Origin of the sequence: Shewanella sp. LC6 (assembly GCF_006385735.2) — a bacterium.
GTDB lineage: Bacteria > Pseudomonadota > Gammaproteobacteria > Enterobacterales > Shewanellaceae > Shewanella > Shewanella xiamenensis.
On record NZ_CP043902.1, the window covers coordinates 961,740 to 975,883 of the forward strand.

A 14,144-nucleotide genomic window follows, 5' to 3' on the forward strand; every position below is an offset into this window, starting at 1 on the left:
GATTAACCTCCCCTTCGGCCTTGCCTATGTTATCCGCCATTTCCAAGTACTGCTATCGATTGTTATTAGGTGTGAGCTTAGGTTATTCAGGGCTAAGCTTTGCGGTAGCCGCTCCAGTGCGTTTAGTCACAGAAGCTTGGCCGCCTATGAGTTTTGAGCAAGATGGTGTACCCACTGGTTTTGGGGTGGAACTGGTGAATATGCTGCAAGCTCGCCTTGGACAGCAAGAAAAAATTGAAGTATTGCCTTGGGCGCGGGCGTATTCGATCGCGAGTACAACGGCAAATGTGCTGCTGTTTGCGACATCTATTAGCGATGAGCGGGAAGCCAATTTTGATTTTATTGGCCCCATCGCGACTAGCAACATTACTCTTTACACCAGAGCGGACGATCCTATCAGCATCAATCACTTGTTAGATGTGAATACGGCGGGAATCGTTGGTGTGTATCGAGAGTCTGTGGGGGCACAACTGTTGCAACAGCAGGGAGTTAATGCCCTCTTAGTGGCAAGTTTTCCACAGCAATCGGCTAAACAGCTGTTGTTTTCGCGGATACGATTCTGGTGTCAGGCTGATCTGGCGGTAAAGCATATACTTGAAGATGTTGGGGCGAAGGAGTCGGCTATTAAACCTGTTTATATTATCGCTGAAATCCATCTTTATCTTGCTTTCTCGAAGGGGACACCTGCCGAGACTGTGCAGCGTTGGCAAGTTGAGTTAGAAAAGCTAAAAGAGTCAGGGGAGTTTGCAAAGGTCTATCAAAAATGGTTTGGCGCACTGCAGCCCCCCCTCGACAATCAGATTTTTTGGCGTAAAAATAATTCAGCTAGCAGGTAAGTTCTGCAGCTTTAACACAGTTTCTTCCGGCATTTTTGGCTTCGTACAGCGCGCTATCTGCCCGTTTCAGTAAACGGGCAAAGCTTTCATCTTGAGGCTTTGTCTCTGGACATAAGGTGGCAACTCCTGCACTGACGGTCAGTTTTAACTCTTCCGGTAAATTAATGGTGCCGTAACGGCTGATTAAGCTTTGTAATTCATGGGCCAGCTCCCAAACGCGTTCAGCGCTGGTATTGGGTAATAAGATCAAAAACTCCTCACCGCCGATCCTGCCGACTTGATTGCGGTCCGCGGCAAATTCTTTGCAGGCCTGGGCTATGGTTAAAAGTGCTTGGTCGCCAATTTCGTGGCCGAAGTTATCGTTGATTTTTTTAAAATGATCGGCATCGAAGATGATGATCGAAAAAGGCATTTGCTGTTTAATCGCTTGCTGAAAATACTGTTCTGCTTGGGCATATATATGCCTGCGATTAGGCAATTGGGTGAGATAATCGGTTAAGGCGATGGTTTGTAGTTGGCGGTTTCTGTGCACTTGCTTATAGGCAAATAGCGACACTATGCCCAAAATACAGCCCGTCAACAGCAGAATGATAAGCTGTAGTGACTTATTTTTTTCGAGCAAGGCTAATTCTTGCTCTTTTAATTTTTGGTTATCAATCAATCGCTTGTTTTCAGATTCGATCCTACTGGTATCAAATTTTACTTTTAATTCCGTTGTCTGGTGAGCCGTGGAGTTGTTATCAACTTTCTTCGTTAGATCAACAAATTGCTGCAGAGTATAGTAGGCTTGCTGTAAGTCCCCCATCGCAGCATAGATATCACTCTTGAGTTGTAACAGTTGAACAAGACCACGGTCATTATGCATGGTCCGAAAAGCATTTTCGGCTGAGGCTAGTTCAGTTAGCGCCTCTGGGTAAAGAGCTTGTTGAAAAAGGATTTTTGCCATAAACAGCTTCATAAAACTATAAGCTCCGGGCTCTTTCTCTGTAATGTCGAGTGCAGCCTCCTTTAAATAGTTTTCCGCTTCCTGTAACCGGTTTAATTGAATAAGACTGTAGGCAATATTCGTTGCATTTATTGCAGCCACAAGCTTGTACTTGTGATCTTTAAAATATTGGTAACTAAAGCGAAAGTTCTCTATTGCTTGCTCATGCTCCCCTATTTCATCTAGGGCGAGTCCAATATCTGAAGTTACACCAGCAACTTGATCCATATTGCCATTTTTTAAATATAACTCTTTGAGTTTTTGATAGTATTTTATTGCGCTTTCAGGGTCGCCATAGCGTCTAAAGCTGGTGGCAATATCGGTCAAGTTTATATTGGCCCAGCCTGTGAGATTTAATGATTCATAAAGCCCTTGGGCGGTGACAAGATCGTCTAATGCCTCTGAAAAGTCACCAATATAGGAGTGTAGTGCTCCACGAAGACTGCGGGCATCGGCAATGAGTTTTATATCTTCATGCGCGTATGCGCTTTTCACGCCTTTATTATAACCTTCCATAGCTCCGCTAATATCACCACTTAGCTGTAAAAACCAAGCATGGCAAAGGGTTATATCGGTAATAAAATGGGCCGAAGCGGTAGATGGAATATGTGAGAGCATTTGCTCGGCATAATTAAGCGCGTTAGTTATTTGGCCTTCATCATCTGAAGGTTGGCTCCAGCACTTGATTTGGTTCAGTTTTTCAATACGTTCTATATCATCACTTGAGATGTACTGCTCTAGTAAAGCAATATTTTTCTCGATGGCTTCACGGGACATTGTCTCGCCGCTATCAAATAATTTGAATATTTGTTCGACCTGTGGCGGCTCTTCAGCTAAAGCTAGGTATGCTTGCCCAGTGAAGAGGAGTAGTGCTATGGCAAAGAATCGTCGGCAATATCGCAAGAGATAGATTTCCTGTTCACTTTGAAACAGATAGCTAACTATTATCCTAACATAAGTTTTTCACTAATTGTTTACATTGTGTATTGGCAATTTTTGCATTCATTCCGCTATCAAGGTATAAACGTCGCCTTGGATCTCACCCAATAAGGAAAACTCTTGAAAAAATTACTCTGTGCCGCACTGTTACTGTTCACGGGAGCGAGTTGGGCAAACTCGGATGATATCGAGACCTCGGGCGATGTGGTTCATTTACTCCTGCCGGCGACGGCTTTGGGCGCGACCCTATTCTATGAAGAGGGTAATGAAGGCTCATGGCAATTACTTAAAGCAGCAGTCTCGAGCCGAGTCATAGTCGAAGGGCTTAAGCTGGGTGTCAATAAGGATAGACCCGATGGCAGTAGTGATGATTCTTTCCCATCCGGACACACCTCGGATAGTTTTATGGCAGCCACGTTTATTCAGCAGCGTTATGGCTGGCAATATGGTCTGCCGGCGTATCTTGCTGCGACTTATGTGGGTTATACCCGAGTCGAGAGCGATAAGCACTATTTAGAAGATGTCCTCGCCGGCGCTGCGATTGGTGCACTGGCGGGTTGGTATTTTACTGAGCCCTATAAAGGGATCACAGTGACACCGTTAGCCCATAATGGGGTTTATGGTTTATATATTAGCGGTCAATTTTAAGTTGTTTATAAAAGAGAGTCATTATGGCTGAAGTATCAGTTGAGTATCGCGAAACTGCCGAGCGCATTTCTTACAATGTTGCCAATAAAGTGTTACCTATGGCGAAATTGCCCGAGAGCCTATTAGCGGCCTATCAAGGTTTATGTGCCGAGCTGTTAGAAGACAGAGAAACTAAATTTAGCCAAGCGTGGGATGCGTTACCCGCCAGTGCGCGTAATTTAATGCCACAGGCTGAATTCCATGGTTTTTATATCGCTAATGCTTGGTTGCAACTCAGCCGTGTTGCACAGGAGATTTCTGAGCAGGCGGATACGGACGAAGCGATTAACGAGAAGGAATACAACGGGATATTTACCCGTTTGGCCGATGAGTCGCTCAAAGAAAGCCTGCGTAAGTTGAAAAAGGCCCGCACCGATCGCTCTATGCTCAATAGCTTTAAACAGGTGATGGCGCCTTAAGCTGTGAGTTTTACCCAATAAAAAGCCCGTCGATTGACGGGCTTTTTATTGGAATAATGTCTGAAATTAGAAAGAAGTACGCTTATAACGGCGGTACTCTGGCTTCCAGAAATTATCTTCGATAGATTGCATCAGCAGCTCATCACTCGCAGGCAAGGATAGTCCTTGTTCAATCGCTACTTTACCGACGGCAAACGCAATATGCTTACTCACTGAGTGAATATCTTCCAGTTTTGGCAGTAGTGGCCCTGAGCCATTAATGGCTAACGGTGAGCATTCGGCGAGCGCGCGGCTCGATGCCATTAACATCGCATCGGAGACATGGCGGGCACCCGAGGCGAGTACACCTAAACCAATGCCTGGGAAGATAAAGCTGTTGTTACATTGCGCGATTTCATAGGTCTCGCCATCAACAACCACAGGTTCGAACGGGCTACCCGTTGCCACTAAGGCTTGGCCAGACGTCCAGTGCAGAATGTCTTTTGGCGTCGCTTCAACACGGCTGGTGGGGTTCGACAGTGGGAAGATAATTGGACGTTCGCAGTGGCTATGCATTGCACGAACAATTTCTTCGGTAAATAGACCCGGTGCGCCCGATACGCCAATCAGTACCGTTGGCTTAGCGTTATTGACCACATCGAGCAGTGAAATATTATCGCTGAAGTTATTCCAGTTGCTGATATCGGCACATTTTTGAGCCAATTTTTGTTGGAATGGCAACAGGTTCGGCATGTTGTCTAGCAGCAGGCCCCAACGGTCAACCATGCAGACTTGGCTGCGGGCTTGCTCGTCGCTGATACCTTCTGACACCATCTGCGCAACGATGGCTTCGGCAATACCGCAGCCCGCGCTACCCGCACCTAAGAAGGCAACTCGTTGTTTGTTAAGTTCAGTGCCCGCGGCTTTACAGGCGGCGAGTAATGAACCCACAGTCACAGCGGCGGTGCCTTGAATGTCATCGTTAAAACAGCAGTAGCGATCCTTATAACGCTCAAGGATTGGCATCGCATTCTTTTGGGCAAAATCTTCGAATTGGATCAGTGTATCTGGCCAACGTACATGCACGGCTTGCATAAAGGCTTCGATAAACTCGGCATACTCTTCGCCGCCAATACGTGGATGGCGCCAACCCATGTACATAGGATCTTCCAGCAACTGTGGATTATCGGTACCTACGTCTAAGGTAATGGGTAGTGTGTATGCGGGGCTGATCCCACCACAGCTGGTGTACAGTGACAATTTACCAATCGGGATCCCCATGCCACCAATACCTTGGTCGCCTAAGCCTAAGATGCGCTCACCGTCGGTCACAACGATGATTTTTACTTTTTGGCGAGTTGAGTTATTGAGGATGTCGTCAATTCTGTCTTTGTTTGGGTAGGAGATGAACAGACCACGGTTACGGCGATAGTTTTTCGAGAAGCGCTCACAGGCCAAACCTACCGTTGGGGTGTAGATAATTGGCATCATTTCGCTGATATGATTTTGCACTAAACGATAAAACAGGGTTTCGTTGGTGTCTTGAATGTTGCGCAGATAAATGTGCTTATCGAGATCGTTATTGAAACTTCTGAACTGATCGTAGGCGCGCGATGCTTGTTCTTCAATAGTTTCAATGGCATAGGGTACTAAGCCTTCGAGGTTAAAGAAAATACGCTCTTCTTCAGAAAATGCACTGCCCTTGTTAATCAATGGCGCTTCAAGAATGGCAGGTCCTGCAAACGGAAGATAGAGGGGGCGTTTATTATCGTCCATGGGTAACCTTTGAGTTATTGTTTAAGTGGTTCGGTACGTGCTTGAGACGTGCTATAGGTCACGTAAGGTTATCACGAAATGTGATCTTTGTTGCCTGTGTCGTGCGCTATTTGTGGCTTTTTTTGCAGCACAGGCAATTCTTACTGTTTAAAACAGAGTTCTGTTAATTGATTGTAAATACATCTGCCAAGCGAAAGCTTGTTTAACGGCGAGATAAAAACAAAAACGCAGCCAAGGCTGCGTTTGTTATTTTAAGCGGAAGAAACATTAGACTCCGCGGTATTTTAGCGATAAGCCACGGATAAAGTTGCGCAGGATCTGATCGCCACAGGCTTTGAAGTTTTTATGGTCCGGGTTGCGGAACAGGGCACTTAATTCAGATTTAGACATTTGCACTTCGGCGAGCGCTAGGGTGGCCACAATATCTTCCTCACGCATTTCGAGGGCAACACGTAATTTTTTGAAGATTAAGTTATTGTTTAATTTTGATACCGGTTTAGGAATTTCAGCACCTTCACGTAGACCACGCTTTTCGATGATTAGACCATCTAAAAACTGACATAGGGTGGTGTCGTTACAGGCCTTATAGCCTTCTTCCTCTTCTTTGCGCAGTAAGTTAATCATCTCTTCGGTGGAGACTTCTCTACCCACTTTGGCAAAAATCTTAATCATTTTGGCGTTGCTAAAATCGAATACGAAGCGCAAACGGCGCAAAATATCATTGTTTATCATGGTCATCTCTAGGCGCGGCTGCGCAGTCTGGTTTAAGAGCAGATAGTATATACCCAAACAACCTGAAGATGCAGGATTCAGCAGCATTTGTGGTGTTAATCATTAATATCACGCTAGCGTTGAACACCTGCTAGGCCTTTACCCAGTACCAGTAAATAAAAAGTACGGCAAAAATAAGTAAATAACTTAAGCCTATCCAAGAGAGGCATTTCATTTTTGTGCCGTAGCGGTCAGCTTCTGGGAGTTGGCTGCTGGTCATTAAGCGATAATTTAACCATGCAAAGACCACTGTGGTCATAAAGGCCAAGATCATCACAAACTCCAGTAATGGCAGCAGTGCGCCCTTAAAAAACAGGATTAATAATAATCCTAACGCACTGACACTGAGCATGATGCCTGTCAGGCGTTTATCCGACTGGACTTCGGTGACTGTTGCGCGAGCGAGTAGTTGCCAGCCCATGTTCAAGGTGCGGCTATAGCCATCGATGACGGTGACAGTGGTGCTGAAAATACATAAAAACGCCACTATGCCAATCAAATAGCGGCTTTCACCGCCCATGACTTGGCTATATAAGTTGATTAACTGATTTGCAAATTGGGCACCGGATTCAGAAAAATGTTCGCCGCTGCCATGCATTACCAGGGCGCCCAAGGCTAGAAAGACCACTGCCAGCAGGGCGGTGACGATATAGCCTAAGTTAAAATCGAGCAGAGCTTGGGATGGTGTTACCAGTGAAGTCTTTTGTTTTTCCAGCAACCACAATGAATTCCATGCGCTGACTTCAATCGGTGCAGGCATCCAGCCCATCATGGCGACTAAAAATCCTACATGGGCCCACTGCCAAGGAGAGGGGGATATAAACTGGCTTGCTAGCGGTTTTACATGATCTAATGCCAAGGTGACGGCGATTAATGTGGTGAGTGTCAGGGCAAACATGATGATCTTAGTTAGCCTGTCCAACAATGAATAGTGACCTAAAATCAATAACAACAGTGAGCTTATTAGCACCAACAGCGCCAACACATCAATAGGTAAGGGGATAAACTGGGTGAGCATGGCGGCAGTTAACATGCAAACTCCCGCGGTACTGGCGATAGAGGCTATCACATTGAGGCCTGTGAATAGCCATAGATAACCCCGACCTTGCTTAAGATATCCATGCAGTAAACTTTCGCCCGTAGCGGCGGTGTAGCGCGCACCCGCGGCAAAGAAGGGGTATTTCAGCAAATTTACGCCAAGAATGACCCAAGCCAATTGCCAACCAAATTCTGCGCCGGCGCGAGTGGATGATACTAAATGTGAAGCCCCTATCGCGGCGGCGGCCATTAACACACCGGGCCCCATTGCTTGTATGCCAAGGGCGAGCTGTGCAGTCCAATTGATGGAGAGTGGTTTAACTTCAGAGTTGTCCATGGCGTGGTGCGTACTTCCTTATCGGTGAAAATTTATCTGTTTGATATTAATGCATACATTCTAAATTTGGATCGAATTAACTGTTAAGCATCGTGTTTGGATGCGAGTAAGCCTTCGATACGTTTTAAACTGGCGGTTATTTCGACAAGCTGGCCGAGTAGCGCATTATCGTTTGTAGCGGGTAATACTTCAGATTGCGGATGCTTGTCACTCAAGCGCTCCTTCTGCTCCAAAATCTGTGCTCTAAAACTAGGGGCATCGACTATGCCCACTAGACTGATTAAGGCACCCGTTCCCGATTGTCCAGCAGTTTCGACTGTGAGTTTATGTAATCCCATTAGGCGCATTATGGGACCTTGGATTAAGGCAATATCGGTGATTTTATCTAAGGGAACGGTATTTTCGGTGCGGGTTAATATGCCTCTACGCACAATAAGTTTTTTGCTGGTGAGACGCGCGCTCATATTGTTGATATAGCGACGCGTCCCCCATAAGCCAATAGGAAACCAAAGCAATAACAAAGGTATACCTACAATGCTTAGGGTGAAGTAAGCGGCCCCAGCGAGTAACCAATACATGCCTAAGTTGGCTTCAAATTCGGCTTCATGAATCGTTTGTTCTTGCATTTTCGTCCCTATTTTATGCAGTGAGTTGTTAACTATCTTGAGATGTTTGTGCTGAAAAATACATGGTTTTTATTAGTAACAAAAGTTTAACTTTTTTCAGTGGGCCATTGACTTTGTTTCACAACACATTACCTTGAATATTGTTAATAAAAAGTTGAATTAAAGTAAATTAATTCCAACAATACTAAAGTTAGGGAATGCAAATGAAAAGACCTCAGATTCTACCCAATGCTTGTGCTATCGCGATCGCAATGGCGTTTGCCCCGAATGTTAGCTATGCAGCTGAAAATGGTGCTGATAAAGTTGAACGTATTGAAGTGACGGGTTCTCGTATTAAGCGTACCGATATTGAGGGACCGTCGCCGATACAATCCATCGGCAAAGAAGATATTGCTAACATGGGGTTTGACAACCTGCAGCAGTTACTCGAGCGGATGCCTGCGAACGGTGCAGGTGCTTTCTCTACGCGTGGTAACAGCCAAGACTCGACCGCAAACGGCGGAGCCTCGATCAGTTTACGTGGCTTAGGCCCTGACGCCACTCTGGTATTGATCAACGGTCGTCGTGTCGCGGCAAGTGCTTTTGCTGAAGGTATCACTAACTCCTTCGTCGACATTAACAACATTCCGGTTTCAGCGATTGAGCGAATAGATATTCTGAAAGATGGTGCGTCGGCGATTTACGGTTCCGATGCGATTGCGGGCGTAGTCAACATTGTCTTGAAAAAAGATATCGAAGGTATTGAGGTTAACTTAGGTTACGGCGACACCCCTGGTACGGGTTACGATGAAACCACTGCGAGTGTTGTCTGGGGAACCAAATCCGAAAAGGGCAGTGCATCTATTATCCTTGATTACTTTAAAAACGAAACGCTGTCAGCGACCGATTTAGGCCGTTTTGGCACTGCGGATCAAAGTCCTTATGGTGGTGAGGATTTTCGTTCTTCCCGTGGTTTCCCCGGTTATTTTTATGTTGATGGCGTGAAGACTATCGACCCATCCTGTCCGCCCGATCGCGCAACAGCCAGCGGCAGTTGTCTATTCGACTACGGCCCTTACAACCTAGTGATCCCTGAAGCTGAACGTATCGGGGCTATTGGTCAATTCGATTACCATTTCAATGACGATTTAACTGCTTTCCTCGAGTTAGCGGCGCAACATAACTCCTCTATTGCGGGTGGTGCGCCCACACCTCTGGATGAAGATGCGGCCTTAACTGTACCGGGTACCCACCCTAATAATCCTTGGGGCAAAGATATTGAAATCGGTCGTTTCCGTACTGTGGATGCGGGCGCACGCCGTTGGGATATTGAGTCTGATACCCTGCGTTTAGTTGCTGGGTTACGTGGCACTATCAAAACTTGGGATTGGGAAGCCTCGGTACAACGCGGCCGCAGTGAATCGATGCAAACTGGCGATCGTAGCCAAGGTTGGGTCAGAACCGATTATCTACAAGCTGAGATCGATGCTGGCCGCTACAATCCTTTTGGTGGCACGATGAACTCGCAGGATGTGATCGATGCCATCACGACTAGCCTTGTCCGCCAAGGTTTGTCGAGCATGACTTCATATGCGGCGAACATTTCGGGTCAAGCGTTCACGCTGGCGGACCGCGATACTATGATGGCAGCGGGTGTAGAATACCGTGAAGAAAGCGTGAGCGACGTGCCGGATGAACAATTCCAACGTGGGCTGATTTTCGGTACCGAAGCGGTTTCTGCGGCGGCCTCTCGTGACCAATACGCGGGTTATGTGGAGTTCTCTATTCCAGTGACGGATAACTTTGAGCTGCAACTTGCGGGTCGTTATGACCACTACAGCGATTTTGGTTCAACCACTAACCCTAAAGTGGCGTTCCAATGGGGGATTACCGATGAGCTGACGAGCCGTGGTTCTTGGTCAACGGGTTTCCGTGCACCTTCATTAGCACAAATCGGTTTAGGCCCATCTCGCGAAAGTAGCTTCTTTATCGATACTTATCGCTGCGCCGCCGATGGTGTGGATTGTGAAGCGCTCGACTACAACACTGAATTCCAAGGTAACTCTGAGTTGGATGCCGAAGAGTCAGAAACATGGAACTTGGGGATGATTTGGGCACCAAGCCAGAAGTTTGATATCGGATTCGATGTTTACAGCATTACTCAAGATAACAAGATCGATAAGCAGCCATTGGGTGATATTTACACCGCAAACTGTAATGATCAAAACAGTACTGTGTGTGAGCGTTTAGCACCGCAAGTGGGTCAAACCTTAGGTCCTATCAGCATTATTCACTCAAGCTTTATCAATTTAAGCTCGCAGGATGTGCAGGGTGTTGACCTGTCAACCCACTATGGTCTTGAGTTAGATAACTTTGGTGATTTGAAGTTTGGTCTAGAGTACAGCTACTTACATAACTTCGAAAAAGACGGTCTCGATTACACTGGCGAGTACAAGTTCCCACAACATCGCTGGTTACTCACCACGAACTGGACCATGGATAACTTCGCGGCCAACGTAAACCTGAGTTATATCGGTGAATTCGAAGATACTCCAGATATCGACTTTGATGGCGTGTTAGACTTCGAAACCAACAAGTCTCGTATGGTTGATGCACAGTTATTAGTTGATATGTCAGGTAGTTACCGTTTCAACGAGATGTTTAAGCTGACATTAGGCGTGAACAATGTGTTCGATGAAGAGCCACCGTTTGCGATTGGTGACGGTGATACCGACCTCTATGGTTATGTGATTTCTGTACACAACCCTATGGGACGTTATATCTATACCAAACTGACAATGAACTTCTAATGAGTCATTGGCCGAGTCATTTGAAACGGCGCTTCGGCGCCGTTTTTGTATTTTACTCTGCCGCGACAGAGTGTATCTTCGTTCTCGTTAATCAGTCATCACTAAAAGGACGTTAATATGATCACCTTATATGGCATGCCCCGCAGCCGTGCATTACGAGTCGCCTGGGTGCTAGAAGAGTTAGGCGCCGAGTGGGCCTTTTCGTTTGTGGATATGAATAAGGGCGAGCACCGAAGCGCCGCTTTCTTAACGCTCAATCCCTGTGGCAAAGTGCCTGTGTTAACCGATGATAATCTTGTGTTGTCTGAGTCTGCGGCTATTTGCCTGTATCTGGCGGAGAAATTTGGCAAGTTGTTACCTGAAGCGGGCAGTGCGGCATCGGGTCTGCATCATCAATGGGTGAGCTTTATTATTACCGAACTCGAGCAGCCTCTATGGACCCTAGGCAAGCATAAATTCGCCCTGCCGGAAGCGCAGCGTCATCCTTCTATCATGCCTTGCGCTGTGTGGGAGTTTGATAAGGCGGCGGCCTTGGCTGAAGCTATGCTGCCCGATAGTGACTTTTTACTCGGTGACACCTTATCGGTTGCCGATATTCTGCTGGCACATACATTGATGTGGGGCACTTTATTTGAGCAGCAGATCCCGCCTAAATTGGCGGCGTATCGCGATAGAATTGCAGCGCGTCCTTCGCGTAAATCGGCGTTGGCCAAAATGGATGCTGTCGCTGCTGCGACGCAGGCTTAATCTGATTTAGGCATTAAAAACAAAAGGGTAGAAGATTCACTTCTGCCCTTTTGATTAAGTTATTTTGCGTTTATAGCTGAGTCGCCGCCCATTTCGCGCGGCTTTCACGGCTCTCACTTAAGCCATTTTGCTCACGGAATGCCTTGTAGGCTTCGACATCGAGATTGACTAAGCTAACATCCACTTCGAGCACCAGTTTACACTCTTTCTTAATGCGCCATGCCGCTGTGTTGTACAGCTCAGTTAACGGCAGCGAGCTTAAAAATTCCGGATTATATTGGGTGTAAACGGCCTGGGTTGGATACACCACGAAGGCCAAGTGACGCTTAGGCTCTTTCTTAAATAAGGCTTCGATGCCGTCTGTGGTATTGAGCACTTGCATCTCGATAATATCGTCGAGATCTAACAGCTTTTTCTGCGCCAGTTCAGGGGCCTGTGTCTCAGCATTTTCCCAGGCTAATACATCGGCTTCGCTGTGGTTGGTCAGTTGTCCTACTTGAGCCGCACTGAGGCTGAGTGATTGGCGTAAGTAGCTCATTTCGATGGCGTTCAAGCCAATATTTTTAGACATAATGCGGTTCTCAAGTTGATAAATATAAAATCTCGGTAAAATCAGTATTTGTTTTTAAGCCAAATATCTTCGACCCATTCCCAGAAGGATTCCCAATAAGTATCGGTAAAGTCACCGTTTTGCCAGAAATGAACTTGGCCATCCTGATCGATACAGTAAAAGTCATCGCCCAATTGGCAGATGGCAATCAAGTCCCTCGGCAAGCCGATTGACCAAGCATAGCAGGTGACTTCGGGTAAATAGGTGTGTGAATAGGGATCGGCTGCGGTCACAGGCTCAATCGCACCATAAATCACATCACTGGCATGGAGTAGGTATTCCTTTAATTCCCGTGGCAGCGGGATCAAAATCTGTTCCTCAACCTCCACTAACTGCTCGAATGTCGGTAACTCGAGTGGCACAGGTACGGTTTCACTGCGTTCTTGGAGTTGCTCAATAATGTCGTGCATGGAATGTCCTTAAGGGTCGCCTTATGGCGCGGGATTATATAGGGAAACAAGGCTGGATGCGAGGGAAGGGCAGTGAGCTTGTAGCTGGGATAGTTCGGCTTTTGTTTGCGTATTTGCAGCAGTGACGCTTTGGGCTAAGTCTGGTGTGACTCCGTAAAAAAAGCGCTGGCATCTGTTTTCACAAATAGCCAGCGCAACAGTGGAAGTGGTACAGCGTTAAACAGTTAAGCGATTAAACAAACGGGTGATTAAGCAACTGAGTTAGTCAGCAGCAGTCTTTCATCGACGCGTTTGTAGTTAAGCCAAGCTTTGTGATACAGCTTATGGGACTCTTGGCGCAGCTTAGCGATTTGTGCCGTTTCAAACTCACTTAATGCACGTTGCTGTTTTATCGCATTCGCTTCAATCTGCTGAACCTGTTCATAAACCTTGTGTTCTGGGCCGCTTTTAATGTCGGCAATATCCTTAAGGTGTAACTGGACCTCGGCAATCATGCCGCTTTCGGGCAAACGCACCAGTAAGTTAAGGTCGCGATAACCTGAGGCTTTAGGCTCGGCGAAACGGTTTTTCTGTTTTACGACCTGAGCTTGCTCGCTTAAGGCGTAATAGCTTTGCATCAGCTCAGAGATACTGTTACTGACGATGCTGGCACGGGCAAGGTCGGTGATCTGGCTTGCATCCCCCTTAAATTTACTGGCGACTTTCTCGGCGGCGCGTTGATAGCTTTTTACGTCGGGCAAAATCACCTGCGCCTGTGTATCCGCAGTGACTCGTTGCAATAAGTTACCTAGCTCATTTTGGGCAATAGGGGCATTTGAATACAATTTATCTAAACAGCTTAAAGATTGGCGTGGTGTGTCGAAGGTTTGGGTATTTAGTGCATATAGCCCTTGCAGATCATGGCTTTGAGCTTGCCTTGCGCTATAGCTGCTACGTTCGGCTCTGCTGTCATTGATATCTAGAGGATTGGCTACACCGGTGCGGGTCGATAATAAGAGTAGAAAGATAAAAAAGGTACGAAACAACTTATTCATAACGGCCTACTTCCTTATGGGAGTGATACACATCACAGGGATACCATAGGCTGACGTGGCTTAATTAAAGCTGAATCAATGATGAAGACTTGTTCATGTTTGGTTTATACCAATCGTATTAAATATCTGTTCATTCAGCGGGAGTTAAACGGGCTTTAGAC

The 14,144-nt window shown here is 46.4% G+C and carries 13 protein-coding genes; 5 read left to right on the forward strand and 8 right to left on the reverse strand.

The features are described from left to right. The first annotated feature begins 26 nt into the window (after positions 1-26). Positions 27-836, forward strand: a complete 810-nt coding sequence (locus tag FJD32_RS04335; protein ID WP_037422191.1) for a transporter substrate-binding domain-containing protein — start codon at positions 27-29, stop codon at positions 834-836. On the opposite strand, the gene FJD32_RS04340 is transcribed toward FJD32_RS04335, so the two are convergent. Then, positions 826-2,766: a GGDEF domain-containing protein gene (locus FJD32_RS04340; protein ID WP_051714211.1), complete on the reverse strand. Its 1,941-nt coding sequence runs from the start codon at positions 2,764-2,766 to the stop codon at positions 826-828. The two genes, FJD32_RS04335 and FJD32_RS04340, sit on opposite strands and share 11 nt — an antisense overlap. Positions 2,767-2,880: 114 nt before the next feature. Between FJD32_RS04340 and FJD32_RS04345 the strand changes: the two genes are divergently transcribed. Both FJD32_RS04345 and FJD32_RS04350 read left to right on the forward strand, forming a co-directional pair. Further along, positions 2,881-3,408 carry a phosphatase PAP2 family protein gene (locus FJD32_RS04345; RefSeq protein WP_037422195.1) on the forward strand — a complete coding sequence of 176 codons (528 nt, stop codon included), beginning with the start codon at positions 2,881-2,883 and terminating at the stop codon, positions 3,406-3,408. A 23-nt stretch (positions 3,409-3,431) separates the two neighbouring features. Continuing rightward, positions 3,432-3,866, forward strand: a complete 435-nt coding sequence (locus tag FJD32_RS04350; protein ID WP_037422197.1) for a DUF3069 domain-containing protein — start codon at positions 3,432-3,434, stop codon at positions 3,864-3,866. A 66-nt stretch (positions 3,867-3,932) separates the two neighbouring features. On the opposite strand, the gene FJD32_RS04355 is transcribed toward FJD32_RS04350, so the two are convergent. The 4 genes from FJD32_RS04355 to FJD32_RS04370 all read right to left on the reverse strand — a co-directional run bounded on the left by FJD32_RS04355 (position 3,933) and on the right by FJD32_RS04370 (position 8,393). Further along, a complete protein-coding gene (locus FJD32_RS04355) occupies positions 3,933-5,621 on the reverse strand; it encodes an NAD-dependent malic enzyme (RefSeq protein WP_023268525.1) in 1,689 nt (562 codons plus the stop codon). A 267-nt stretch (positions 5,622-5,888) separates the two neighbouring features. Next, complete coding sequence (locus FJD32_RS04360) at positions 5,889-6,353, reverse strand: DUF1456 family protein (protein ID WP_037422212.1); 465 nt, start codon at positions 6,351-6,353, stop codon at positions 5,889-5,891. A gap of 130 nt (positions 6,354-6,483) precedes the next feature. Further along, complete coding sequence (locus FJD32_RS04365) at positions 6,484-7,767, reverse strand: Nramp family divalent metal transporter (protein ID WP_140906578.1); 1,284 nt, start codon at positions 7,765-7,767, stop codon at positions 6,484-6,486. A gap of 83 nt (positions 7,768-7,850) precedes the next feature. After that, positions 7,851-8,393 carry a PH domain-containing protein gene (locus FJD32_RS04370; protein WP_140906577.1) on the reverse strand — a complete coding sequence of 181 codons (543 nt, stop codon included), beginning with the start codon at positions 8,391-8,393 and terminating at the stop codon, positions 7,851-7,853. 203 nt (positions 8,394-8,596) lie between these two features. Between FJD32_RS04370 and FJD32_RS04375 the strand changes: the two genes are divergently transcribed. Together FJD32_RS04375 and FJD32_RS04380 are read left to right on the forward strand one after the other, a co-directional pair. Next, positions 8,597-11,182 (forward strand): TonB-dependent receptor, encoded by a 2,586-nt coding sequence (locus FJD32_RS04375; protein WP_140906576.1) that lies wholly within the window; start codon positions 8,597-8,599, stop codon positions 11,180-11,182. A gap of 117 nt (positions 11,183-11,299) precedes the next feature. Beyond that, a complete protein-coding gene (locus FJD32_RS04380; protein WP_055647715.1) occupies positions 11,300-11,929 on the forward strand; it encodes a glutathione S-transferase family protein in 630 nt (209 codons plus the stop codon). Between the two features lie 70 nt (positions 11,930-11,999). On the opposite strand, the gene FJD32_RS04385 is transcribed toward FJD32_RS04380, so the two are convergent. The 3 genes from FJD32_RS04385 to FJD32_RS04395 all read right to left on the reverse strand — a co-directional run bounded on the left by FJD32_RS04385 (position 12,000) and on the right by FJD32_RS04395 (position 13,983). Then, entirely contained in the window at positions 12,000-12,500 is a 501-nt protein-coding gene (locus FJD32_RS04385; RefSeq protein WP_011623924.1) for a DUF4447 family protein, read from the reverse strand. Between the two features lie 41 nt (positions 12,501-12,541). Beyond that, entirely contained in the window at positions 12,542-12,949 is a 408-nt protein-coding gene (locus tag FJD32_RS04390; protein WP_011623923.1) for an SMI1/KNR4 family protein, read from the reverse strand. Between the two features lie 248 nt (positions 12,950-13,197). Next, positions 13,198-13,983: a RelA/SpoT domain-containing protein gene (locus FJD32_RS04395; RefSeq protein WP_088586707.1), complete on the reverse strand. Its 786-nt coding sequence runs from the start codon at positions 13,981-13,983 to the stop codon at positions 13,198-13,200. Positions 13,984-14,144: the final 161 nt, after the last annotated feature.

Excerpts from the sequence above, each read along its gene's own strand:
- FJD32_RS04335 (WP_037422191.1), top strand. The coding sequence starts at position 27 with ATGTTATCCGCCATTTCCAAGTACTGCTATCGATTGTTATTAGGTGTG.
- FJD32_RS04350 (WP_037422197.1), top strand. The coding sequence starts at position 3,432 with ATGGCTGAAGTATCAGTTGAGTATCGCGAAACTGCCGAGCGCATTTCT.
- FJD32_RS04355 (WP_023268525.1), bottom strand. The coding sequence starts at position 5,621 with ATGGACGATAATAAACGCCCCCTCTATCTTCCGTTTGCAGGACCTGCC.
- FJD32_RS04360 (WP_037422212.1), bottom strand. The coding sequence starts at position 6,353 with ATGATAAACAATGATATTTTGCGCCGTTTGCGCTTCGTATTCGATTTT.
- FJD32_RS04365 (WP_140906578.1), bottom strand. The coding sequence starts at position 7,767 with ATGGACAACTCTGAAGTTAAACCACTCTCCATCAATTGGACTGCACAG.
- FJD32_RS04370 (WP_140906577.1), bottom strand. The coding sequence starts at position 8,393 with ATGCAAGAACAAACGATTCATGAAGCCGAATTTGAAGCCAACTTAGGC.
- FJD32_RS04375 (WP_140906576.1), top strand. The coding sequence starts at position 8,597 with ATGAAAAGACCTCAGATTCTACCCAATGCTTGTGCTATCGCGATCGCA.
- FJD32_RS04380 (WP_055647715.1), top strand. The coding sequence starts at position 11,300 with ATGATCACCTTATATGGCATGCCCCGCAGCCGTGCATTACGAGTCGCC.
- FJD32_RS04385 (WP_011623924.1), bottom strand. The coding sequence starts at position 12,500 with ATGTCTAAAAATATTGGCTTGAACGCCATCGAAATGAGCTACTTACGC.
- FJD32_RS04390 (WP_011623923.1), bottom strand. The coding sequence starts at position 12,949 with ATGCACGACATTATTGAGCAACTCCAAGAACGCAGTGAAACCGTACCT.
- FJD32_RS04395 (WP_088586707.1), bottom strand. The coding sequence starts at position 13,983 with ATGAATAAGTTGTTTCGTACCTTTTTTATCTTTCTACTCTTATTATCG.